General features: G+C 45.0%; 25 protein-coding genes. 5 read left to right on the top strand and 20 right to left on the bottom strand.

What is annotated here, in order from left to right:
- Nucleotides 1–29: 29 nt before the first annotated feature.
- The 5 genes from AC58QO_RS14685 to AC58QO_RS14665 are packed head-to-tail and all read right to left on the bottom strand — an operon-like array spanning nt 30 to nt 3,149.
- Entirely contained in the window at nt 30–563 is a 534-nt protein-coding gene (locus tag AC58QO_RS14685) for an ATP-binding protein (protein ID WP_497266627.1), read from the bottom strand.
- Entirely contained in the window at nt 560–973 is a 414-nt protein-coding gene (locus AC58QO_RS14680; protein ID WP_497266625.1) for a VOC family protein, read from the bottom strand. The genes AC58QO_RS14685 and AC58QO_RS14680 overlap by 4 nt, the downstream gene beginning before the upstream one ends.
- On the bottom strand, nt 966–1,388 hold the full coding sequence (gene fosB / locus AC58QO_RS14675; RefSeq protein ID WP_497266623.1) for a metallothiol transferase FosB: 423 nt from the start codon (nt 1,386–1,388) through the stop codon (nt 966–968). The genes AC58QO_RS14680 and fosB overlap by 8 nt, the downstream gene beginning before the upstream one ends.
- Nucleotides 1,385–2,305, bottom strand: coding sequence for a DMT family transporter (locus AC58QO_RS14670; RefSeq protein ID WP_497266621.1), 921 nt, complete (start codon nt 2,303–2,305; stop codon nt 1,385–1,387). The genes fosB and AC58QO_RS14670 overlap by 4 nt, the downstream gene beginning before the upstream one ends.
- A 46-nt stretch (nt 2,306–2,351) precedes the next feature.
- Entirely contained in the window at nt 2,352–3,149 is a 798-nt protein-coding gene (locus tag AC58QO_RS14665) for a VOC family protein (RefSeq protein ID WP_497266619.1), read from the bottom strand.
- 170 nt (nt 3,150–3,319) lie between these two features.
- Between AC58QO_RS14665 and AC58QO_RS14660 the strand changes: the two genes are divergently transcribed.
- Both AC58QO_RS14660 and AC58QO_RS14655 read left to right on the top strand, forming a co-directional pair.
- Nucleotides 3,320–4,468, top strand: coding sequence for a glycosyltransferase family 4 protein (locus AC58QO_RS14660; protein WP_497266617.1), 1,149 nt, complete (start codon nt 3,320–3,322; stop codon nt 4,466–4,468).
- 22 nt (nt 4,469–4,490) lie between these two features.
- Complete coding sequence (locus tag AC58QO_RS14655; RefSeq protein WP_497266615.1) at nt 4,491–5,831, top strand: UDP-glucose dehydrogenase family protein; 1,341 nt, start codon at nt 4,491–4,493, stop codon at nt 5,829–5,831.
- 58 nt (nt 5,832–5,889) lie between these two features.
- Here the strand turns inward: AC58QO_RS14655 and AC58QO_RS14650 are convergent, their stop codons facing one another.
- From AC58QO_RS14650 to kdgD, 7 genes are all read right to left on the bottom strand, one after another.
- Nucleotides 5,890–6,603 (bottom strand): SDR family NAD(P)-dependent oxidoreductase, encoded by a 714-nt coding sequence (locus AC58QO_RS14650; RefSeq protein ID WP_497266613.1) that lies wholly within the window; start codon nt 6,601–6,603, stop codon nt 5,890–5,892.
- 49 nt (nt 6,604–6,652) lie between these two features.
- Entirely contained in the window at nt 6,653–7,111 is a 459-nt protein-coding gene (locus AC58QO_RS14645; protein ID WP_497266611.1) for a GNAT family N-acetyltransferase, read from the bottom strand.
- A gap of 245 nt (nt 7,112–7,356) precedes the next feature.
- Nucleotides 7,357–8,136 (bottom strand): metallophosphoesterase, encoded by a 780-nt coding sequence (locus tag AC58QO_RS14640; RefSeq protein ID WP_497266609.1) that lies wholly within the window; start codon nt 8,134–8,136, stop codon nt 7,357–7,359.
- 347 nt (nt 8,137–8,483) lie between these two features.
- On the bottom strand, nt 8,484–8,828 hold the full coding sequence (locus AC58QO_RS14635) for an ArsR/SmtB family transcription factor (RefSeq protein ID WP_497266607.1): 345 nt from the start codon (nt 8,826–8,828) through the stop codon (nt 8,484–8,486).
- A gap of 131 nt (nt 8,829–8,959) precedes the next feature.
- Nucleotides 8,960–10,417 carry an alpha-ketoglutaric semialdehyde dehydrogenase GucD gene (gene gucD, locus AC58QO_RS14630; protein ID WP_497266605.1) on the bottom strand — a complete coding sequence of 486 codons (1,458 nt, stop codon included), beginning with the start codon at nt 10,415–10,417 and terminating at the stop codon, nt 8,960–8,962.
- A gap of 1 nt (nt 10,418) precedes the next feature.
- Nucleotides 10,419–11,420 (bottom strand): mannonate dehydratase, encoded by a 1,002-nt coding sequence (locus tag AC58QO_RS14625; protein WP_497266603.1) that lies wholly within the window; start codon nt 11,418–11,420, stop codon nt 10,419–10,421.
- Nucleotides 11,421–11,432: 12 nt separating this feature from the next.
- Nucleotides 11,433–12,359: a 5-dehydro-4-deoxyglucarate dehydratase gene (kdgD, locus tag AC58QO_RS14620; protein WP_497266601.1), complete on the bottom strand. Its 927-nt coding sequence runs from the start codon at nt 12,357–12,359 to the stop codon at nt 11,433–11,435.
- A gap of 146 nt (nt 12,360–12,505) precedes the next feature.
- Here kdgD and AC58QO_RS14615 point away from each other — a divergent pair, with 146 nt between their 5' ends.
- Nucleotides 12,506–13,495 carry a helix-turn-helix domain-containing protein gene (locus AC58QO_RS14615; protein WP_497266599.1) on the top strand — a complete coding sequence of 330 codons (990 nt, stop codon included), beginning with the start codon at nt 12,506–12,508 and terminating at the stop codon, nt 13,493–13,495.
- 36 nt (nt 13,496–13,531) lie between these two features.
- Here the strand turns inward: AC58QO_RS14615 and AC58QO_RS14610 are convergent, their stop codons facing one another.
- From AC58QO_RS14610 to AC58QO_RS14600, 3 genes are read right to left on the bottom strand one after another with little or no spacing between them, the layout of a single operon-like run.
- Nucleotides 13,532–14,737: a Ger(x)C family spore germination protein gene (locus AC58QO_RS14610; protein ID WP_497266597.1), complete on the bottom strand. Its 1,206-nt coding sequence runs from the start codon at nt 14,735–14,737 to the stop codon at nt 13,532–13,534.
- Nucleotides 14,738–14,739: 2 nt separating this feature from the next.
- Complete coding sequence (locus AC58QO_RS14605; protein ID WP_497266595.1) at nt 14,740–16,119, bottom strand: spore germination protein; 1,380 nt, start codon at nt 16,117–16,119, stop codon at nt 14,740–14,742.
- Nucleotides 16,116–17,210, bottom strand: coding sequence for a GerAB/ArcD/ProY family transporter (locus AC58QO_RS14600; RefSeq protein ID WP_497266593.1), 1,095 nt, complete (start codon nt 17,208–17,210; stop codon nt 16,116–16,118). Before AC58QO_RS14600 ends, AC58QO_RS14605 begins: the two co-directional genes overlap by 4 nt.
- 35 nt (nt 17,211–17,245) lie before the next feature.
- On the opposite strand from AC58QO_RS14600, the gene AC58QO_RS14595 reads away from it, so the two are divergent.
- Nucleotides 17,246–17,527 carry a hypothetical protein gene (locus tag AC58QO_RS14595; RefSeq protein ID WP_497266591.1) on the top strand — a complete coding sequence of 94 codons (282 nt, stop codon included), beginning with the start codon at nt 17,246–17,248 and terminating at the stop codon, nt 17,525–17,527.
- Nucleotides 17,528–17,622: 95 nt separating this feature from the next.
- On the opposite strand, the gene AC58QO_RS14590 is transcribed toward AC58QO_RS14595, so the two are convergent.
- From AC58QO_RS14590 to AC58QO_RS14575, 4 genes are all read right to left on the bottom strand, one after another.
- Entirely contained in the window at nt 17,623–18,168 is a 546-nt protein-coding gene (locus AC58QO_RS14590; protein ID WP_497266589.1) for a GNAT family N-acetyltransferase, read from the bottom strand.
- Nucleotides 18,169–18,184: 16 nt separating this feature from the next.
- Nucleotides 18,185–18,643 carry an SRPBCC family protein gene (locus AC58QO_RS14585; protein WP_497266587.1) on the bottom strand — a complete coding sequence of 153 codons (459 nt, stop codon included), beginning with the start codon at nt 18,641–18,643 and terminating at the stop codon, nt 18,185–18,187.
- 157 nt (nt 18,644–18,800) lie between these two features.
- Nucleotides 18,801–19,151 (bottom strand): zinc ribbon domain-containing protein, encoded by a 351-nt coding sequence (locus AC58QO_RS14580; RefSeq protein ID WP_497266585.1) that lies wholly within the window; start codon nt 19,149–19,151, stop codon nt 18,801–18,803.
- Between the two features lie 216 nt (nt 19,152–19,367).
- The gene (locus AC58QO_RS14575) at nt 19,368–22,217 is read right to left on the bottom strand and encodes a CBM96 family carbohydrate-binding protein (protein WP_497266583.1); all 2,850 of its coding nucleotides are present in this window, start codon (nt 22,215–22,217) and stop codon (nt 19,368–19,370) included.
- Between the two features lie 348 nt (nt 22,218–22,565).
- Between AC58QO_RS14575 and AC58QO_RS14570 the strand changes: the two genes are divergently transcribed.
- The gene (locus AC58QO_RS14570; RefSeq protein ID WP_497266581.1) at nt 22,566–22,931 is read left to right on the top strand and encodes a hypothetical protein; all 366 of its coding nucleotides are present in this window, start codon (nt 22,566–22,568) and stop codon (nt 22,929–22,931) included.
- 116 nt (nt 22,932–23,047) lie between these two features.
- On the opposite strand, the gene AC58QO_RS14565 is transcribed toward AC58QO_RS14570, so the two are convergent.
- Nucleotides 23,048–23,314: a hypothetical protein gene (locus AC58QO_RS14565; protein WP_497266579.1), complete on the bottom strand. Its 267-nt coding sequence runs from the start codon at nt 23,312–23,314 to the stop codon at nt 23,048–23,050.
- Nucleotides 23,315–23,368 lie beyond the last annotated feature (54 nt).

Here is a 23,368-nt window from a genome sequence, read left to right as displayed (position 1 = left end):
CGGCGAAAGAATAACTGTATTTCTTACAGTTACTCTTTCAAATAGGTCAAAATCGCATCTACTCTCTCGTTCACTGACATATCGTCTTCTAATCGGAGTATCGGACAATTCAAATCAGACAACCAATGCTCATGAAGAGCTTTGCTTCGAACCTCATAACCAGATTCATCATAGCGTGCCGCCCAGTCAAGGAAGGTTTTTGATTGCTCGTATTTACTGCCGCCTGGTAAAATGTCTTCCCCATATCTTTGAAATTCTCTCTCCTTTAAGCGCTCGAGCCTTACTGTTTGAGGAATATACAAAAAAACAACGAAATCAAAGAAAGACTTGAGTTCATCTCCCCAACCACAGACAGCCCCTGAAAGAATCCATTGCTCATGTTTAGAAAGATCATTGTGCAACAGTTCAACTCTATCCTCTGGCGATCTCATCTTCGTAAATTTATCAACCCAGAAATAATCGTCCCCATCAAATAGTTCATGAGGCAGCTTCAGCGATAACGCTTCACCAAGTGTAGAGGCACCTGAGCCTGATGCCCCTAGAATATGTATATGATGTTTCATGGCGCCACCAACTCCACTTTGATACGATCCGGATCCTCAAAGAAAACGGCGTAATAATCCTTACCTCCAGCATAAGGATGTTTATCCGCATACAGAATGGGTACTCCCCTTTCGGCCAACTTCGTTGTCAGCTCATCAACGTGATCGCGCGAACTTGCATGAAAAGCAAGATGATTCAGCCCGACGCGGCTTCTATGATAAGGGATGTTCAAAAACCTTTCCTCCGCCTGGACAAATACAATGTAGGTTTCACCAATTTTCCAACTCTGACCGCGTTCCCATTCTTGATACAGATGGTACCCTAATTCTTCCAACAACCATCCCCAGAATGCCATGGACCGCTTTAAATCGGAGACATACAGCTCGATATGGTGTATGAGGCCACGTTTGCTCGGCTTATGATTATTCATAGAACACCATATGAGACTTTTCCTCTTTGTAATAGGATAGTCGGTCCTCTAAAGTTCCTGTATGGAATTCGAATTTATGCCCGTCTGGGTCTGTAAAATAAATGGATCTTTTATCACGCTCGTCTCGTGTTCGACCAGGAAGCAGCGATACGTTCAATTGTATAAGCTTGTCTTTGATAGCATCAAAATCACTCTCATCTACTGTAAACGCAATATGCGTATACGAATACTGGATCTCATGACGCGGAATATCCTTCTCTTGATTCAAAGCCAACCAGTTCCCGTTCAAGTCAAAATAGGCTAAATTTCTTCCTTTGACCAGCAGCTTAGCCCCAAAAACCTGTTGATAAAATACAATCGATTGCTCTAAATCTGACACTGAAAAAAGCAAATGATTAATCGCTCCTATTTTCATGAAGCTATCTCCCTTCGCTTATTGATAACTTCTCCTAGCTTCTGAACAGGGACACTGAACAGGATAAGAACAGCTGCTAGACCATCCATCCAAGTCAGCCTTTCCCCTAACAAAATCATGATAAACACAAGTGTGACAAAAGGAGCAAAGAAGGTGAAGCTCGCGATTAAAGACGCAGACGAGTACTTCAATGCCCGGAAATACAGGAAAAATCCGAAAACGATATTACTCAGACATAGCCACAATACGCCATAGAAGTCCGTTATTTGAAGGAACGTTCCATGAGAGTATACTAGCATCCCAACAATCGCCAATAACCAAGCTACTACCGTGATCACAAAGGTGCTGATTAGCATATCCTTCCTATTTTTCTTAACAAGATTCGTAAACAACCCCCAGCTCACAGCTGCAAGAATCGCGAACAGATCGCCTTTGACATTGGTAAAGCTAAGATTAGCAAAATCCCCCTTCGTTATCAGCAGGATTGTTCCTATAAATCCCATGACAATGGAGAGGGTTTTATACCGATTTAGCTTCTCCTTATGGATCGGAATGGCAAATACCACGATAAAAATCGGAAATAAATAATTCAACATGGACGCTTCTACAGCTGGTATGAGTTCTAGTGATTTTAGATAGAGAAAGTCATATAAAAACGTAAATACCCCGCAGGCAAGCACCAACATCCATTCTGAAAACCTCCATAACAGGAGGGTGCTCCACTGCGTTTTGACTACTAAAATGACTGCAAATATGACCACGCCAATGCCATACATATAAAATAACACCTGGTAGCTGTCTAATTCATTCAAAACCAGATTACTAACGGCTGCAACCGATCCCCAGATCAGTAATAAAATAGGCATGAGTACGAAGGGACTCTGGGATGCGCTTAATTTCTTTTCACTTTTTATCAAAATCACTTGCTCCTAGTGTAAGTTATGTTCCTTGTAAGCTCTAATCTTACATGATCGAAAATGGTAAATTCAAGCGAACAGCCGCATCTTCCGGGAAATTTGTAAGCTTTAAATAGATGTTATACTCGTTTAACTTAAAATAAAGCTTGTCATCCTCTTTCCAATCAAATGGTATCCCTTTAGCAGCTAGCCTGGTTACGATCTCTTGCAAATACGACATGCTGCTTACCCCAAAAGTAGCTTTCATGTCCGGTTGTAAAGCCGTCATTGCAATTGGAATCCACTTTCGCTTCTTAGACGGAATCACAACATGTGCAGTTCCCCCAATCGCAAAGCTAAAGTTCTCGTACACTTTATCCAAGTTGAAATCAAAAAGATCTACCATCAACTGTCTAAAATATGCAACATCGTCCACTGGAAATCCGATCTCACGCAGGTATAAGATTTTTAGATCCCCATAAGCTGTCACAATATCCTCTTTGATATAAGGATGAGCGATGATTTCTAGTAAATTCCCGTCCCCATCGCGAAAATAAACATTCTTCCCGGTTCCGAAATCGTCAATGGTACGACCATCTGGCCATTTTAAAAGGGTTACACCTGTCGCTCTAAGCTCGTTAATAACATCATCAAATTTAGTAAAAGGAACCTCAAATGCGAAATGCGCTGGATGTATGGCCACTTCCGTTTCTTTAAATGTCAATGTGCAAAAGGCTGTCGGCTGGAAGCTAATTTCATGCTCCGATTCCGAGATCACAGGAAACTTTAACTGGTCCTGATAAAATTGTTTCACGCTTTGCAGTGATACCGTAGGTAGTTGCAGTCCAGCATAATGAGTAATCATGGCTACTCACGTCCTCTCTGGCGTTTCTATTTATGCGATTAAACTTAGTATACATTCATGTTTCGAAAGTACAAATCAAATTATTTTATACAACCTTTATATTCCAATGATATTCCCCGAATAATTTCTTGCTACGCTAAAGTTAAATTGGAACTACAGGAGGGATTCATATGCGTCTCGCGTTGTTTACCGACACTTTTGTTCCTCAAATGAACGGCGTTGCACTCACGCTTGGGCGACTAACAGATTATTTGAATCGCCGTGGGGTGGAGCATCTCGTTTTTTCACCGAAAAGCACAGTAGATATGGTGTACTCCGACCACATTCGCTCGATTACGAGCATTCCCTTTTTCCTCTATCCGGAATGTCGTCTAGCTTTACCCAAACTTGCAACCATTCGTGCTGAGCTTGATCAATTTCGTCCAGATATACTTCATCTGGCAACCCCTTTTAACCTCGGCTTATGTGGCTTGCATTACGCTCGCAAGCATCACATATCACATGTAGCTTCCTACCATACTCACTTTGATCGTTATCTGACTTATTACCGGATGAAGGCAGCTGTTCCGCTCTATTGGAGCTATACAAAATGGTTCCACAGCTCCTGCGATGCTACCTTCGCACCGTCTCGGGATACGATTAGCACCCTGCAAAATCAAGGTATTGATCGCCTATTGCTCTGGTCTCGCGGCGTAGATTGCTCTCTATTTACACCTGATAAGAAGAGCGATGACGTTCGGGCACGATATGGGATTACGGCCCCTTTCCTTTTCTTATATGTAGGTCGAATTGCGCCCGAAAAAGACATCGACACCTTATCGGCCATTATGAAATTTTTGCCAGACTCCGTGAAGGATCGCGTTCATTGGCTTATTGTTGGAGAGGGTCCACAGCTCCCTGAACTGCGCGAACAAGCACCCGCAAATGTGACATTCGCAGGCTATAAAAATGGCGAAGAGCTTGCACAGATTTACGCTTCCGCAGACCTCTTCGTCTTCCCTTCCAGTACGGAAACATTTGGGAATGTCGTACAAGAGGCTATGGCTTCCGGGCTCCCTGTAGTTGCTGCCAACAGCGGCGGTGTGCGAGAAATGGTACTCTCTGGTGAAACAGGCGTATTATGTGCACCGCGTCAGCCGCAATCTTTTGTTCGAGAAATTTGTCAATTGGTGGATGACATGGATCGCATGTCAAGCTTACGAACAGAAGCTAGAAGTTTCGCACTCGGGCGTTCATGGGACGCCATCTTTGATCAATTGCTTCATGATTATGAGCAGATTATTGATTCCCGCAGCATTGGGAAGATCTCAGGATTCTAGTCAACTTAAAGGGGGATCACACATGCGATTAACGATCATAGGAACGGGTTACGTGGGATTGGTGGCTGCTGTTTGTTTTGCAAAGCTGGGTCATATCGTTACAGCGGTCGATCGTGAACCTGTGATTCAGAACTTTCTAGAAAATAAATTGAACATTTGGGAGCCTGACCTTCTGGAGATGTTTGTTGCGTGTAAAAGCAATGAGACTTTACGGTTCGACTCCGACATAGCAAGAGCATCAGCTGGAGCTGATGCTCTTATGATCGCTGTTGGAACCCCTACACGTGAGGACGGCCAGACAGATCTTAGTCAAGTGGAGAATGTGGTTGCCCAGCTGATGCTGGCTGGCGTCTGTCCTCCTTTATTAATTATGAAAAGTACAGTTCCAGTGGGTACCTGCGATAAGCTTGAAACGAGTTTACTTGCGTCAGGTGTTCGGACCGAGGTGGCATTTAATCCGGAATTTTTACGACAAGGCAGTGCCGTACACGATTTCATGAATCCCGACCGCATCGTAATTGGATGTCGATCACGTCAAGCCGAAGCAGCTCTTCGCCAATTATACAAAGGGATTGATGCCCCCGTACAAGTCTGTGATCGACGCAGTGCAGAGCTTATCAAGTATGCGTCCAATGTTTTCCTTGCAATGAAGATTTCATTTGCGAATATGATGTCTGATTTGTGCGAAGGATATGACGCGGATATTCGCCAAGTCATGCATGGCGTAGGTACGGATCGACGCATTGGGCCTCAATTTTTGCAGGCTGGCGTTGGGTACGGAGGTTCTTGCTTCTCCAAAGATTTACAGTCGCTGTTAACCTCCGGCAAAGCTATTGGCCGCTCCCTTCCCTTACTAGAAGCAACCGCTCAAATCAATGATGAGCGAATCCCGCAGATGCTGGATAAGCTCATTTCGCAATGGGGGAATCCTCGTGGCAAGCGGTTAGGTGTGCTTGGTATCTCCTTCAAACCGAACACCAATGATGTGCGCGATGCGCCTTTTCTCACTTTGGTACAGCTATGTCACCTCTATGGTATTGATATTCAAGCTTATGATCCCGTCGTTCAGCATGTTTCGGTGGAAGGCGTGATGGTGATGGAGTCTGCTTATGAGGTATCAGCCGGCGCTGATGCCCTCATCATCATGACAGAATGGCCGCAATTCACCGAATTGGATTGGGCTCTTATGGTTGAGTTGATGAACCAACGTATTCTACTTGACGGTCGAAATACCTTATCGGAAGCGTTGATTTCGAGGTTGATGACAGTAGAAGATGTGATTTACGTGCCTGTTGGAAGATCAGTGGTACGAAGTGGCGATTATGAACAGGAACGCGTTATGAAGGCTATTTCGGCAGGATAATATAAAAAGGGCAGCCAAGGACATGAAAAAGTCTTTGGCTGCTGCTTTTTGGATTCGTTTACACCTGAATATATAAATCTCGTATTATTTTCCGCGCTACAGCTTCTGGTTCATCTAAATTCCCGTCTTCATGCTGTTTTGTAAAATATTGTTTTAACGCGAAATCAGTTTCTCGTGCTATTTGTTGCATCCCTGTATTCATCATTCCTGGGTCTATGGTTAGTAACCGAACAGGATTCGTATCTACGCCTTGCTCAAGCTCCACACATTTCGTGAACATGTTCAGTGCAGCTTTCGTACCGCAATATAGGCTCATACTGCTTGCTGGATATTGCCCCGAGCCTGATGAGATGTTGACAATCGTACGTTTCGCAGCCCAATTCTCCGTTGCCCTAATAAAACAAGAAGTGAGAATTATCGGTGCAGTCAGATTGAGTTGAATGGCTGAGACAATTTCAGCTTGCGAGCAATCTTGAATATTTTTTATTGGGGCCACGGTTGCAGCATTATTAAAAAGGGTTATCGAGTCAATAGCTGTCGAATCCATGGATTTGATCATCTCCAATATGATTGCTTCTAGGGTATCCACCTGTGTAAGATCAACATCGATACATGTATATCTAATACCTGCGTCAAATGCAAGTTGTTGAATATCCCTATTCACCGTCCGCGATAACCCGAACACCTGATTCTCCTCCGACAACAACTGTCGTGATAATTCTGCCCCTAACCCGCTGGATGCCCCCGTAATGATGTAGACATGTTTAATCAAACTAAGCACCTCCTTCAATTCGTTCAATTCAGATTCGAACCTATCACACTTACCAATGCTTCTCCAACGCTTCTTCACTTCGAGTGAAACCATTTCTCGCATAAAACTCACCGCTTTGGCTGCTTGGCCATAGGATAAGGAACTCGACATGATTGTCTTTGGACCATTGTTCCATAGCATGATGAATCTTGGTACCTATCCCCTTATTTCTAAAAGCAGGACGTGTATATACATTAGTCACATAGGCAAAAGTAGGGTCTGTCACTTTACCGGGTCTTGGTACTTTATGGATCAATTGAAGATACATATGGGAGACGATTTCATTATTCACTTCTGCAACCCAAATGTACCAGTCTCCGCCTGTTATGGCTGAAACTAAAAATCCTTTGCAAATCGAGTAGAACTCCTCAAAGTTTGCCCCGCTCTGGTTATCTTCTTCTGAGAAATCCCAGCGCATCTGCACAAGCTTATCAACATCTGCTAGTATAGCTATACGAACATTTTCCAAGTTATGACCTCGCTATCTTAGCCATATTTTCTCAACCGCCAATTTACAAATCAAAGCACACTTCTCAGATAATTCGTCTGTTGGCGTATACCAATTGTCCCATGTATTTCGAGATAGCTTCTAAGTTAACCAATTCGCTAACCATGAATTCATTTCCTTTTTTCTCCAAAATGAGGCTATGGAATCTGTCCAAACAGCAAAAAGACCGCCGCAAAAAGCCACGACGGCCTACTCCTGCTGCTTACCTACACACCAATGTTAAAAACGGCGATCTCTGGCGAACAAGCCACGCGAATCGGAATCCGCGAAGTGCCTAGTCCTCGGTGGATATAAAAGTGTCTACGTGCATCTAATCGTTTTAGTCCAATATGATAGTCTTTGTAGGCGCCAATCGTGCGTCCCATCAGTCTAACTTGGCCCCCGTGCGTATGTCCGGCGAGCAAAAGATCATACGGAATTTGGCTAAGTTGCGCCGAATGGATAATACTCGGGGAGTGCGCAAGCAGGATGACAGCATCATATTTGTGAAACTCATCCACATGTAAAGTTAGGCGTTCCTTCCCAGTAATCGAGTTATCAAAGCCGTAGACCAGCCACTTCTTATCACCCATCTGGATCGGAAATCCGCAGTTGGATAAGACAGCTATATGAGACTCCTGAATGGTCCGAATCATTTCATTGTAATTCTTCTCATCTGAGCCGTAACGTTCATGGTTACCTGGAACAAAAAATAAATGTGCGCATTTGATTCGACGAATTTCCTTTAAAACCTGCTCCATTTCCGCCATGGATGAGGCCATATCACCTGTGATCATCACAAGGTCAGGGTTGACGTTGTTCACCATTTTACTCAATGAACCATTGAAGAAATGGCTTTGCCCATGCAGATCAGATAGCTGAACTACTGTGAAGTTCTTCTTCACTGGATCACCAAGTTGTATATGTGAGTATTTGACCCAGAAAGTGCTATAACCAATAAAGAGTGCTCCTAGCACAAATATAACGAGTATACCAATGATTACCATATTACAACACTAACCTCCACTTACTTGTCACCTCATGAAGAACATCCCTGCCAATATACATCTTTTTCTACGCAAATTCCACTTTCATGAAAAAATTGAATCTATTTACATTAGAAAGAAATGTAAACCAGTTGGTTATTCATACAAAACATAAGCCATGCGTGGGAAATCAACGCATGGCTTTCATTCAAATCCGTGCGTCCGATTTAAGCCCGACGGTATGACGATAACCCGCCGCTATGGAAGGCAGGGGGTTCACAACATTCATAAATCTCGCTCCTTAGTTGTTGGTAGATGTTTCTACCTAAACTTTTTTCGATTTCTGCGAAATTGTTTTTGGTACTCGATTAATTGGTTTCGTCCTCATCGAGCTCAGCTTGCAGCAAGAGCCGCAGCCGCGCCACGTTATCGTTCCAGAATTGGCTGTAGAAGGCCACCCAGTCCTGAATTTCCCTTAATGGCGCAGCCTGCAAACGAAAGCGTGTTTCACGGCCTACCTTGCGATCGATGACAAGTCCAGCCTCTTTCAGAATAGTTAAATGCTTAGAAACCGCCGTTCGCCCCATTTCAAAATGCAGCGTGATCTCGTGGAGAGGTAACTCCGCTGACTCAGCTAAAAGTTGAAGGAGCTTACGCCGAGTCGGATCAGCTACTGCATCATACACATCTCGTACTGGATTCTTCTCGTTCATACTCACCTCTCCTGACTCTGCATATTATAATGGGGCACCTAAAGGTGTCTTATCATTATGCGATGCAACGAGATGCCGTGTCAAGTTGCTGCAAAGGCAAAAGCCAGCTGCAGCAGCAACTGGCCCTCTTTTTAAGATTTCATAAACACCGTTTTGATATCCGTGTAGAATTCAATAGCCGCCTGCCCTTGCTCCCGTGAGCCAGAGCTCGACTGTTTCATGCCGCCGAATGGTGCCTGCAGCTCCACGCCTGCGCTCTCGGCATTGATACGCACAAGGCCTGCGTCGATATCGTGTATAAAGGAAAGCATTTGCGAGAAATCTCGCGTAAAAATCGACGCGCTCAGCCCAAACTTGACGTCGTTGGCAATTTGCACAGCTTCCTCAAATGTATCCACTTTAATTAGAGCAAGTACAGGTCCGAAAATCTCTTCCTGTGCGATCGTCATCGAGCTTGAAATATGTTCAAATACCGTAGGCTCAATGAAAAACCCTCCCTCTAAGCCCTGTCCTTGCGCTTTTCCCCCACCGCAAAGCAAGGTGCCGCCTTCTTCTATTCCTTTGGCAATGTAGGATAGTACGGTACGATACTGCTTCTCGCTTGCGCATGGACCCATCCACGTAGAAGCATCCATCCCTGGACCCACGCGGATCTCCTTAATCCGTTGTAGCAGCTTCGTTTTGAATTCTTCGTATACGCCACTTTGTACGATTACACGGCTTGTAGCGGTGCATTTTTGACCCGTTGAACGCAATCCGCCGCTAACCGTTGCTTCGACAGCGAGGTCGAGATCCGCATCATTGACAACGATGATCGGGTTTTTCCCGCCCATCTCCAGCTGATATTTCGCCCCTTTAGCGAGAGCGCTTTGGCCCACACCTTTGCCAACACGGTCCGATCCTGTAAAAGTAATCCCCTGAATATCTGGATGATCCGCTATCGCTTGACCAATCACTTCGCCTTGGCCTGTTACCATATTCACAACGCCGGCAGGAATTCCAGCTTCTTGGAAGCATTCCATAACCAGTGCAGCTGTCACGGCGGTTTCTTGTGCAGGCTTGAATACTACGGTATTTCCAAAGATTAAGGCTGGAGCTATTTTCCAAATTGGAATAGCAACAGGGAAATTCCACGGCGTAATCACGCCAACAACACCTAATGGCACGCGTGTCGTGAACATTAAAGCAGCGCTGTCCGTTGACGGAATAACATCCCCCGTCTTCCGCATACCCTCGCCTGCGTAGTAGCGCAGAATAGCGATGCCCCGTGCGGTTTCACCTTTGGCTTCAGGGAACGTCTTCCCCATTTCACGCGTCATCATTTCGGCAATCTCATCCAGTCGACGCTCTAACTTATCTGCAACCTTGTTTAAGTAATCACTGCGAACTGAACCTGCCAATTTGCGCCACCCCAGCTTCGCTGCTTTCGCTGCGGCAACAGCTTCGTCCAAATCCGCTATGGATGATTTCTGCACATAACCCACGATTTCGTGCTTATTGGCTGGGTTTATACTCTCATCTACTTCACCACTTGATGCTGCTTGCCACCCACCATTGATGTAATTTAGATACGTTTTGATTTCCGTCATGTTAGTCTCTCCCGCCTCTAAACTCCGTTAATGCGGCCAATAATGCTTTTACGTAGCCAATTGCATAAGCCCAGCCGACCCAATTCATCTTGCTTTCTGCACTTCGATGAGGTGCGCGATCCATTTCGAGCGAGGTAATGTGATCGGGATTAATACAACCATTAAAACCTACCTTATGTAGCTCTAGCAGGATTTTAGCCATATTCATATGGCCATCATCTAACATTGCCTCTTCAAATGCACCTGCTGTCGCCAGACTAGCCCGGACATTGCGGAAATGTACAAGGAAAATTTTATCCTTCCGGCCATACTGATAAATTTCATCAAGCACAAGCGGCGTTCCACCAGCTTCTCCACGTGTACCGACACAATAGACCAGACCAACATTTCTACTAGGGAAGCTATCGAGCACCCGATTCAAACCCAGTCCACCGAATGGCGTATTATGATACGGCGTATCGGAAGGATGCACAGCTAATTTCATATCATACTCTTCCGCAAGTGGAACCAACTTACCGAAGACCAAATCGAAGCGCTTCCACCATGCATTCAATTGCTCCACCGTTGGAGGTTGTTTGTCCAGATTACGTTTCATAGACTCCCCGCGAACTAACGCGCCGCCTCGGTGGACAGCTGTGTATTCTTCAGCCATGTAGGGAAATACATCTCCAGCAAAACGCTGACGAACTAGCGTGATCCCAGCTTCTCCGAAGGTTTTGATCGCATTGCTGACGTTGTCCAACTGGATTTCAGAGCCTGGCTCCTCCAGCATAAAGCTAGTCGACATGTCGGGAAGTGTTACCCGATTAATTTCCATCCCATGGGAGCGAACTCTGCGTTTTAGTTGCAAAAGTTTATCCAGATCCGGAAAACCCTGCTCGCGAACACCCGGGAAGGAACCACCCTGCGTAAAATCGATACAGTCAACCCCAAGCTGACACATTTGTCTCAAATCGCTATCGGATAATTCACATGTGGGAACTTGAATGGATACCTTCATCATGACATTTTCCTCCTAACCGTTATTGGCTATCGCGACCAGGTCTAAACTTCGTTTAATAATGGACTCCAACCTTACATAATGCTCACGTTCCACTTGAACTAGCGGTGTTCGAACTTCGAGACCTACCGGCAACCCTACAATGTTCATGCCCGCTTTAATCAATGAAACGGCATACCCTTTGCGCAATTGACGAATACGGTGGATTGGTAAAATCACTTCTTGATATATGGAACTGACCGTCTCTTTATCTCCTGCAAGCAAGCTTGTATAAAAAGTTCTCGAGACTTGCGGAATATAGTTGGAAATTGCCGACGAGTAGGATAGGTAACCCAGAGCCGAATAGGCTGGCATCGTTAATTCAGCGAGTGGCATCCCATTCATCCATTGTAACCTTGAACCGAGGGATTGTACGAATTCAATATTGAGCTCGAAATTGCCTAACCCATCCTTAAATCCAATGACATTAGGTAAGGTAGTCAGCTTTTCTAAGGTGCTTAAGGTAAAAATCGCGTTATCACGCTGATAAATGATGACGGGTAAGCTTGTGCTCTGTGCAAGCGTCTGATAGTAGTTAAATAATCCTTCCTGCTCAGGAATGATCAAGTAAGGCGGCAGCAGCAAAAGTCCATCTGCACCAAGCTTTTCAGCAAGCTGGGCACGCTGCACTGCTTCTCTGATATTGCCGCCTGCCCCAGCAAACACGGGGACTTGGCCAGCAGAAGTTGCAACACCAATCGTGACTAATTGTCCATATTCGTTGATATCCAAGGATTGAAACTCGCCTGAACCCGCGCAAACGAAGACAGAATCCAAGCCATTTTCCACTAAAAATCGGACATTTGCTTGAAATGCTTTCTCATCCAACTGTTCATTACTATCATACGGCGTTACCGGAAATCCCATAATTCCTGCGAGTGAAATGTTCAAATCTTTCCCCACTGTGCACAGCCCCTTTGCAAATTCTACCTGCCTATGAAGGTAATTATAAAAAATGAAGGCGTTTACGTCTTTATAAAAACTGGCCGCTTTTTTTCAAAAAATCCATGATATAATAGTTTTCAGTCTACTTGAGAGGAGCCCCCTGCGTGCTGAGTCCTACCGTTTATTCGCGAAGCAACCTGTATCTCAACCAACATCTGGTCCAGTTGCGAGGTGCCTCCGCCTCCATTTTTGTACATTACTGGGGTGCTAAGCCGCAGCATAAAGGCAATCGTCCGCATACCCATTCCTTTTTTGAAATTTGCTATGTTGTCGAAGGCGAAGGACATTACTTTCACGATGGCGTCACCTATCCTCTCCGGCCAGGGACCCTGTATTGCTCAAAGCCCGAGAGTCGTCACTCCATTCAGAGCAATGAAGGCATGCTGCTATTATTTTTTGCGCTTGAGCCGGTGGCATCCGAATCTAGCGATGCTTTTATGCAGGATTTCAGCCAGCTATGCGCGTATCCGCATCTCTTCATCCCGAATGCTGAGGGCACAGCCCCCTCGCTCATTTGGCAAGCGCTTCTCATCCAAGCTTCCGAGTCGGGGGATCGCTACAAGGAAACGGTTGAGCATTTGGCCTATACGCTTGTTATGAGCTGTATCGCCTTGTTTCTGCAGCATTGCCGCTCGGGTGAAACCGCTTCATCTACCACGGATTTGGAATTACAGGGCACGCTGAAGAAGGTCAAAGCCTATATTCAGGACCATCTTTCTCATAAAATGGCACTAAGTGATGTGGCGCAGAGCCTCCATCTATCGGAGCGACAGCTCTCCCGTCTGATCTCTGATGAGTTAGGACAATCGTTCCCTTCCATCGTCAAAACGGAGAGAATTAAGCGTGCCGCCTACTTACTAGGCTACACGGATATCCCGTTAAAACAAATCGCCGAAGATACCGGATTTGAAAGCATCCACTATTTCACCCAGGTATACACCAGGGAAATGGGAACGCCACCCAGTCACTTTCGCAAAAATTGTTTGAACTCCGAAACCGTCGATGCTTGGATTCATACGTATTTGGCGCAGGTTGCAACGCGGTATCAGAAAAAGACGGATCTCAACTATGAAACAGCGGCAGACAAGACTTGAAAATAAAGTCTTGTCTGCCGCTGCTGTTTCAAACTGCTATTTGGTTTTGATCAGATCTAAAAAACTGCCCATTCGGATGCCGGAGCCTTGGAGTGCAACATTTACATTGACCTTGACATCCGCTTCTGCAAACTCTTCATCCCATTGATCTTTGACTTGTTTAAAGCTCTTGTAATCCGTTTGCCGCAGAATTTCACCAAATCCGTAGATGTCGCTTTTATATTGTTGCTGCACCTTCTTAATCGTTTTGAGAACTCTCCGCCCAATCTCTTGTTCGGTAAGCTTTTCAATTGAATTAAAATCTCTTGTATTGCCTGAAAATAAACCTTTGCATTGATTTTCGTCCAGTCTGCCAATCAAATTCAGATTAACAGATATGTCGGGTTTGTTAAGATAGTTGACTTTAATTTCTTTCACTCGTTGCTGCACATACACATTAAAATACTGATTTTTGCCACATGGAATATCAAAGGAGCTGCGGCGAAATTTCTTTTGCGTTAATAAATAATCTCTTGTTTCTTCCACACTCAAATGACCGGCTAATTTGGGCCCCTTAAAAACAGCAGTTCCCTTGAGATGAATATAGGTTTTCAGATCAAGTTTTTTGGCATAGTCCATCGACTTGCTATCCTCGGAGGGATTTTTCACCTCCAATAAAGGAATGACAGGCTGATGGCCCGTTTCCGTGAGTAATCGGATTAATTCCTGCATTTGCAGCGGTTGAATACCTCCCCACTCATCCGAATACTGATCCATTTGGTCTCTGATTTTATAGGTCGGAATAGTCAGATCTGAAAATTCGGTCGTTAGGATATCCTTCACCGTACCTGTTTTCGCCGCGTAAATGTAAATAATATTCCGAATATCCTTATACCGCTCCAAAAAATCTAAGAACACAAGATCACCTTTTTGAAGCAATGCCTCGTCAATCACGAGAAGCTGCATATGCTTAAAGTCCACATGCCTAGGCAGCCCCCGGTTAATACGCGTGCTGACATCAGCGAGTGTGTTGAAATCTGTCTCGTAAAGAAAAGATTTAGAGATGTTCATCCGTTTATTCTGGACAAATTCCGAGGTATTCGCGGCTTCAATATCCACGATGTAATTCTCTCCGGTTCCAGGAGAAATCCCCATACCTGTTACGATCAATTCATTCCCAAGCTCGATATAGTCCCAACAGCCGCTTAGGAGACTGCATGTCAGGATAACCAAGAGGCATTTTCCGCCTAGCCGTACCATCATGCTTAGCCTCCTTTTCCCACATATAGGGTACGGAACGACCGCAGACTGGTCACGTAACAAACCAAAGCTGCGATTCCTATAAAGAGTCCGTAGATACCAAAGGCAGCGGCAAGAATAATAAACCCATATCTTAGCACTCGGACCACAACCACCATTTCATCATAAGGAACCAGGTAGCTCGTGACGGCTGAAGTCGCAACGACGATGATAACAATGTTCGTAATCACACCAGCCTCGACAGCCGCTTGTCCAATCACGAGAGCACCAACGATCGTCAGCGCGCTGCCGACGGCCCTTGGCATGCGTGTAGCCGCTTCACGGATTAACTCGAAAATAATTTCGACCATGATGAGCTCAAACACGGAGGGAAACGGAGCATCCGTCCGCTGTCCTGATAACGCCAAGGCGAGACTAATCGGCATAATTTCTGCATTGTAACTGGTTACTCCGATAAATGCCCCCGGTAGTAAAACAGATAAGAAGAAAGCAAAGTAACGAAGCCCCAGAATGAAGTTGGCATAAATTGAAATCATGTACCTGTCTTCAGGAAAATGAAAAAAATCAACCAGCTTCACAGGAACGACGACGGCATAAGGTGAACCGTCCATTAGTAGAACAATTCTACCTCTAATTAAAAAAGCCGCGGCGGTATCAGGACGTTCAGAGTTTAACGCTAACGGAAAAATTTGCAGTTTACTTTGAGGGTGCAGCTGCAGCATGAGCTGACTAATATCGAATGTGGAGTCAATCGCAATTCGTTGCAATCTGCCCAAAATTTCATTTAAGGCTTCCTTGTCCGCCTCGCCTTCTAAATAAGCAATTGAAACTCTAGGGTGATTTTCCGTGTCTAAGCGAATGGGAAGAAATTGTAAGCGCGGATCTCTGATTCTTCTCCTAATGAGACTGATATTCGTGTCTAACGACTCGACAAAGCCCTCTTTTGGGCCAAATATAGTCGTCTGCGTTTTCGGTTCGCTGATTTGCCTAATTTCCATTCCGCCAATTTGAATGGCAAGCGCTTGTGGTTCTCCTTCCACCAAGATGACGGCATGGCCGAGCAAAGCTTCTTTCACGATTTCAGTTACATTTTGGATGTATTTATAGGGCAAGCCTCCTACAGCAACCAAGCGAAAGGATTCCAAGATCTGAATTTGATCGGCTTCGAAATCCGTTTCGTTCATTGGCTGAATGAGTTCGGAGGTGATCTTGTCTGTCGCCGCAAGACTGCTGAAATAAACCAGCAGCCCTTGCTTCGAGCCGAGTCGAATCGTATTTACCACAGCATCTTCGGTTTTCCCTATATATGCATTTATGATTTGCTCGGTTTGGTGCCATTCAAGAGGTAACGGAATCTCAACGTCCTTCGGTAAGGAATCATTCATGAAGTTTTCATCCTCCTTTGTCTTACGAGCAGCACCACGAATAAAATTGCGGGTACCACGAACTGCAACGGGATATGCATGAAGATCGGAACGACCACGATGCCAATTTGCAAATGATCGGCTATATTTCTCGACATCAGCAGTGACATCGTGTAGATGACGACCGCGAATGGCAGCGCCATTTGTTGAATCGGAAATTTAAATAAGGTTTCCACTCCTTTTAACGCCGCAAATAAAAAAATACTAACTTTCACCGTAATGGCAAGCAGCATAATAAATACAATTAAGATATCCACACGCTCGAGAAACGTACTGATGGAAACGTTTCTGGCCGCACTGAGCATCGGGAAATTCGTGCGCTGTTTGGTTGCAAGACCTAATGATATGAGCTGGATGATGGAGGAAATGGCCAAGATGACGCCACTTAGTATCGTGGCAGAAATACCGGCCTTGTTGGGGGATTTCATACTCGTAAGATAGGTACCAATTACTGCGATGAACACAATGGTTTCCCCAAAGGGAAACTCCATCGTTTGAAACAACACCGTATGAAGCACTGGCTTGACACCATCACCCAAGATGGGTCTGAGGTGCCCCCATTCGTATTGTCCGGTAATAAAGATCAGTGTGATCACCAAAACATATAAAACCATAAATGCCCAAATATAAATCGTACTCAGTCTAAAAATATTAACTACTCCTGTAACAGCTACATACAGCACTAGGAGAATAAACAAAGCTGCTATGATCTCTTTCGGCGTTTCAAGCATGACCGCGTTAGAAATCAGTTCCGTAATGTCTCTGACATCGCGTGAAGCAATATAAACGAAGTAGATAATATACAGAAATACAAAAATTGACCCCATCCACTTGCCAAACCCTTGAATTAACAAATCAAACAATCCTAATTGCGGATATCGTTTTAATACATACAGATAGACTGTAAATATGATGGCCCCCAAGCATCCAGACAACAGTAAGGAAATCCAGGCATCCCGTCCTGAGGATGTAGCTAGATTTAACAAGATGGCGCTGCCTTGAAGGAACATAAATAAAGCTGTAAACAGCTGTCTTGAGGTCAGGTTCTCCATACTCCGAAGTTCATCTCCTTGCCCGGAGGAATCAGTTGATTCACGATCGCTTTCTATATTTCCAATCGGCTCGCAACGCTGCAGCGAAGCCAATGAGGATTACGCATATAAGTTCTGGCCTATTGTTTGCTGCGGGTACAAAATCGTTTATGGCGATTCCCAGCTTTTCTCCATATGAAATCATATTGAATCCGATTTGGAGAGCGATGCTGAATACGAAGATTAAGACGAACAGCAAAGTTCTCATGATACGTCCCCTTTTTAGTAAAAATTTACTTCTATTATGCCACGAATTGGTAAATGTACTCGTCTCATAATAAAATACCGCTAATGATTGTCAGACTGAGTGGCTTGGAAAAACAAAAAAGAAGCAGCTATCAAACGCTGCTCCACAACGATATAGATTATTCATTTACTCCATCCCTGAATTCCGAAGCACCATATGAATATGGTCCTCCCATACGTCATGAATTTTCAAATATTTGATCGCCAAGCCTTCCTCATAGAAGCCAAGCTTCTGAACAACTTTCATCGAGGCTTGATTGCGAGGCATAATATTCGCTTCAATCCGATGCAGCCGCAGCTCATCAAACGCATATGCAATAACTGCTTCGAGTCCTTCTGTCATCAATCCCCGATTGATCAGCTCGCCATCCATACGATAGCCCAGATGACACGATTGGAATGCGCCACGCACGATATTATTGAGCGCAATGGAACCGATAATGCGTTTATCGTATAGCATCCATACTTTGAACAGGTAACCTTCTTCGAATAGCTTCTTTTCTAACTCCAACAATTCTGCCTGAAAGTCCGCTGTAAAAAACAACTCATCCCTCACCATTTCCCATGGCTCAAGAAAGTCGCGATTACGACTAAAGAAATCCACGACCAAATCACAATGTGAGGAGTCTAGTTGAACTAATGACATGCGATTTGTTTGTGTAATAACTTTCATGTATGTTCTCCTTAAGCTATTGAATATTTGCGTAGGGAGCCTTGTCTGCTACCAGATTCAAGCGGATCCCATGCTCGAGATAGGCTTTCAAGCCACATAACACAATCGTAAATCCTTCTGTTGAATCAAGTGCTTGCTTCACAATTTCATCCGCGCTGCCCGTAAAACCCGTGTTCGTGATGGTCACGAAAGTTTCGTTATCCGCTTGTGAAATAAACGACCACTCGACTAAGGTGCCCCAGTCCACAAGAATTCGCTTATTTAGCTCGATTTCTTTGACCTCAACCTCTGCGGTTGCCCCGTACATAGCCCAGTTCCATTGCACACGACTTCCAGCTTCTAGTCTTCCGCTGCCATGGGTAAACCAAAATTTCGACGTGATTTCTGGGTTGATAAAAGCTTCAAAAACCTCTTGAGCTGGTTTTCTAATCAGCATTTCTACTTTCACTACTGGATCTTGGATTAGCTCAGCCATCTTCTATGCCTCCATTTTACTACTTACTTGTTTCTAACTATTTTAGCATAAGTGGAGGTTTATTCTGAAACTTAAACAAATTCTTAAACAAAACAAAAACAGCTTTCACAGAACCATTCTCTGCGAAAACTGTTTGATTACTCCCGATCCCTGTTTCTTATACAAAGTGATGTCCACAGGACGAACAGAACTTCGTGTCAGCGACAACCACTTTACCGCATACGCATTCTTTCTCATTCCGAACTTCCGTAATTTTCTGTTCAATCTCACTGATCTCTGTATTGATTTGAGATATGCCTTGGCAATAGTCCTTCACATTTACTTCAACCTGTGTGTAGTCACCAGAAAGATACGAAGTATAAACGGATTCCCCAATTAGTTTGTAAATTTTATCAATTTCTCTCTCTTTCAATGAAATCTGTGTTTTATATTTCGTAATCTCTACGGTTTGTTGCGCCTTTTTCGCCGCTTCCGATGCACCCTGCTTCACTTTATCAAAAAAAGACATGCCCCTTCCACTCCCCGACCCTTAATATATTCACTTCCTAACGAATCATATGCGAAAATGTCGGAAAGTAATACTATTCATGAAGCCTGATCAGACGATTTGCAAAATAGTTACATAGCGAAAACCAGCACCCATTGTGAACTGCACCTCCATTGTTAGTTGTGTCTAACAAATGGGGTGCAGTTCAAAGGTTGCTGGTTTTCGTACAGTAGCTGTTTATTGAATAACCAGCTGTGGCTTGTTTGATGCATTTTCGCTCGTATTCAGCGTCGTGTATTTCCCTGCGCTCTCTTGCAGCTCGATGGAGACTACTTTATCCCCAGCAGCTTGCGCTTGCACATACGATGTAATGTCAATTTCATAGTAAGCATTCGTCGCATTCATCGCGATGCTTCCAGCTGCGCTGCCGATCGCTGGCTTATTATTCCAGTTGATCGTACCTTCCGCCCAACTATCCGTTGTTTGATATGCCGTCACTGTCGTTGCGGCTGACGCACTGCCGTAAATGCGCAGCTTCGCACTCGTTACACTGGATATACTGCTCAAGTCAAACTTCAAGTAAATATAACGACTAGAGCCTGAGGAGGTTTTCAGGAACATCGTGGTATCGTTACCGTAGTTGGTTGTCGCATTGCTTTCATGTACATAGGAATCATCCGATGGATTCAATGTAGCTGAAGAACTGCCGGCCAGCGTCGTCGCGCTCGCTGTATTACTCGCTGCAGAGGCGTTGCCAGCTGCATCCTTCGCCCTCACATAGTAGCTGTACGCCGTGCTCGCTGCTAAGCCTGTGTCCGTTGTTGATGTTCCTGTTACCGTCTTCAGGAATGTTCCTCCGCGGTACACATCGTATCCGGTTACGCCAACATTATCCGTAGACGCCGTCCAGCTCAAGTTAATTTGCGAGCTGGATGCTGCCGTTGCTGTCATACCCGCTGGCACTGTTGGCGCTTGTGTATCCGTCGCGGCCAGCGTCGTCGCACTCGCTGTATTACTCGCTGCTGAAGCGTTGCCAGCTGCATCCTTTGCCCTCACATAGTAGCTGTACGCCGTGCTCGCTGCTAAGCCTGTGTCCGTTGTTGACGTGCCCGTTACCGTCTTCAGGAACGTGCCACCGCGGTACACATCGTACCCGGTTACGCCAACATTATCCGTAGACGCCGTCCAGCTCAAGTTAATTTGCGAGCTGGATGCTGCCGTTGCTGTCATACCCGCTGGCACGGTTGGCGCTTGTGTATCGGCTCCTCCGGTACATGAATTCGTTGCAGTACCGCTGCCTAATAAGGAGCTGCCCGTAAAACTCAAACAAGCATAAACACCCTTATTCGGAGCTTGAGAGAAATCGACGGTCTCATTTTGACCCCATGTACTAATAAAAGTCCCTGTAGGCTTCTGCAGATGTGTCCACTGTGTGCCATCCCAGCCGATTTGGTAGATGGTATTCGTATTATTGTAAGGAGCGAATGGTACGTAAGCGCCACCCTTCGTCGTCTGCTTCGTCATCGTATTATTGAAGAATACGTTCTGCTCACCCGTTCCGCCAGACCATTTGGAAGCATGCGGGCCTGCGCCATACCAGATTGGATACCAGGTCCCCTCCAGCATATCCTGGCCGCCTTCACCTTCACCCCATGAGCTATGCTCAAAAGGGATGCTGATTGTATTTTGCTCAATCAAATTATGACGCTCCCAGCCTCCATGTAAGTTCATGTCCGCACTCAGCGCATTGCCCTGAATCACGTTGCCAGTTGCCGACCACTGCAAGGTTAAATGACGAACACGATCAATCGTGTTATTTGTGATTTTGGAATCGTACAATTTGGAACCACGAACGTAACCGTGACCGCCTTTACCTTTATTCCAAGCTCCATAAATAATGTTATTGGTAATTTCCATATTTTTGGCAAATTCCGTCACGATCGGATGGGAACCTGTCATGTAGGTGCGGATTCCCTTCACCCAACCGTCCTGTGCAAATTTGAACAAAATCCCATGGATCGCATACTCCAGCGCTTCATTCTTATATTTGAGTCCAACTCCGCCTGGGTTCGTTACGGCATCGTAATCATTGGCATTAATGAGCCCATTATAAGGTGTATAAGAAATATCTTGTGTAAAATAAAAATCTTCAAAGCCTACACCTTTCACAGCCGTTACTTTCATGACTTTACTGTAATACGTTGAATTCGATCCGCCTGGATCTGCTGGCAGCTGTCCGCTATTACTAAAAGGAATATCAAACTCGAGCGGCTTATCAATCGTGATATTATCTCCGCTTACACTCACAACCTTGAACATTTGCGTACGCATGTGACCATTGTAACGATACGCTTGTGGCGCTTGCATCTGATCATAAAAGGCAACCGTATTGGCGGCGCCAACATAAATCGTATCGCCAGCAGCGAATTGCGAGCCTTTGCCTGAGGCTACTTTCACAAGCGTAGCGCCCTTGGTTCCTCCGCCTGCTGATGCAACCCTCTCCCCGGTTAACCAGTGGAAGTTAATGCTTCCCTCATACGTTGTGTCACCAGAGTCTTTGGCACGATCTTCTACGCGGAAGGCTGCATATCCTGGCCACATTTTGCCATCGATGAGCGGAGCGCCAGGATTGGCCGGATCTTCGGAGTATGTGGCTGCCGGCTTGAACACGATCTTCGTTCCAGTCGTTGGGTTATTCCCAGCACCCCGAATCGTGATATAGCTGGCATCTACGCGAATTTGCTTGTTGAGGTCAATTTGCCCCGCAGGAAATTTCAAAATCGCTCGGTTGGCATCACTTACAACCGCACCATTAACCGTCAACGCACCGCTGCGAATATCATTAATGACTTGCTGCAACGCGTTCGAGTCGTCAATGCCGTCGTTGGCTGTAATGCCTTTCGTTGTGAGATCAATCTGCGTTCCAGTTGTCGGCAGCGCCTGCCCGCCTTTGTAACCTGCAGTTGTCCAGTTCGGCAAAGTTGGATCAACCGCTGCTACTGCTGGCGTTAGACCGATGGTTGCTGAGATTAACACAGAGGCGAGTGTTGAATGGAACAGCAGCTTGCTTGGCTTTGATATTCGCATGCTTGAATTCCTCCTATATTGGCTGTTTCTATAAACGCAAAAATTGACTTAGTAATATCTTCAAAAACGCTATGTAACCTTTCAAATTCCCTCCTTTACTCAAATAAACATTTAACTTTTTTATTCTTCGTCTGAATTAAGCGTAGCATTTTTGTAAGCGCTGTTATAGTCGTTTGTTGCTTAGTTCTTGCACGCTATTGCTATGTTTTAACTTGGATTGTTCTTTACTGGAGAATTAAAAAAAGGCTACATCTTCAAAGGAAGATTGCCTTTTTTTGAAGTATTGCAGATGAGGTTGCGAGTAAGTCGATTTTTCCGACTTACATCCTAGATTTGCTGCTCCTGTGCGTGCGTAATTCGATTTTTTCGACTTACATCCTAGATTTGCTGCTCCTGTGCGTGCGTAAGTCGATTATTTCGACTTGCATCCTAGATTTGCTGCTCTGGTGTGTGCGTAAGTCGATTATTTCGACTTACATCCTCGATTTGCTGCTCCGCTGCGTGTGTAAGTCGATTATTTCGACTTGCATCCTAGATTTGCTGCTCTGGTGTGTGCGTAAGTCATTTATTTCGACTTACATCCTAGATTTGCTGCTCCTGTGCGTGCGTAAGTCGATTTTTCCGACTTACATCCTAGATTTGCTGCTCCTGTGCGTGCGTAAGTCGATTATTTCGACTTGCATCCTAGATTTGCTGCTCCGGCGAACAAGTTAGTCGAGTTTTTCGAGTAACTCCGCTCTGGTCAGCGCCTCGGCACCCGAGTTACTCAATATCTTCGACTAACTCCTCATATCCACACCGTGAGTACAGTGTCTTCATACATCTACCAATCAATTCAAATCCCTCGCCTTATGCGGTTTACTATAATGACTTACTCCGCCAGAGCCAACAAGGACTTTTCCACCCTTATCGAAAATAATCAGCTTTCTTAACCCTGTAGTCAGCAAAACAATAATCTTCGCGTTATTTCTAGTCGCTGTATACACGACATATCCACTACTCGACACGCTTGTCTTCCAATTGTTATCGAATTCCGATCGAGCAACGCGATTTGAATACACCTGATTCTCCAAAATAGCCGCTTTCGCTTTTTGCATCTCATTTCACACCCTCTCATTCTAGTATCCCTACTAGTTTATTCAAATGCGCTT

It is taken from the genome of Paenibacillus sp. J31R30 (genome assembly GCF_059692115.1).
The sequence above is the reverse complement of the archived record's forward strand: the minus strand, read 5'-3'. Positions and strand labels throughout refer to the sequence as shown.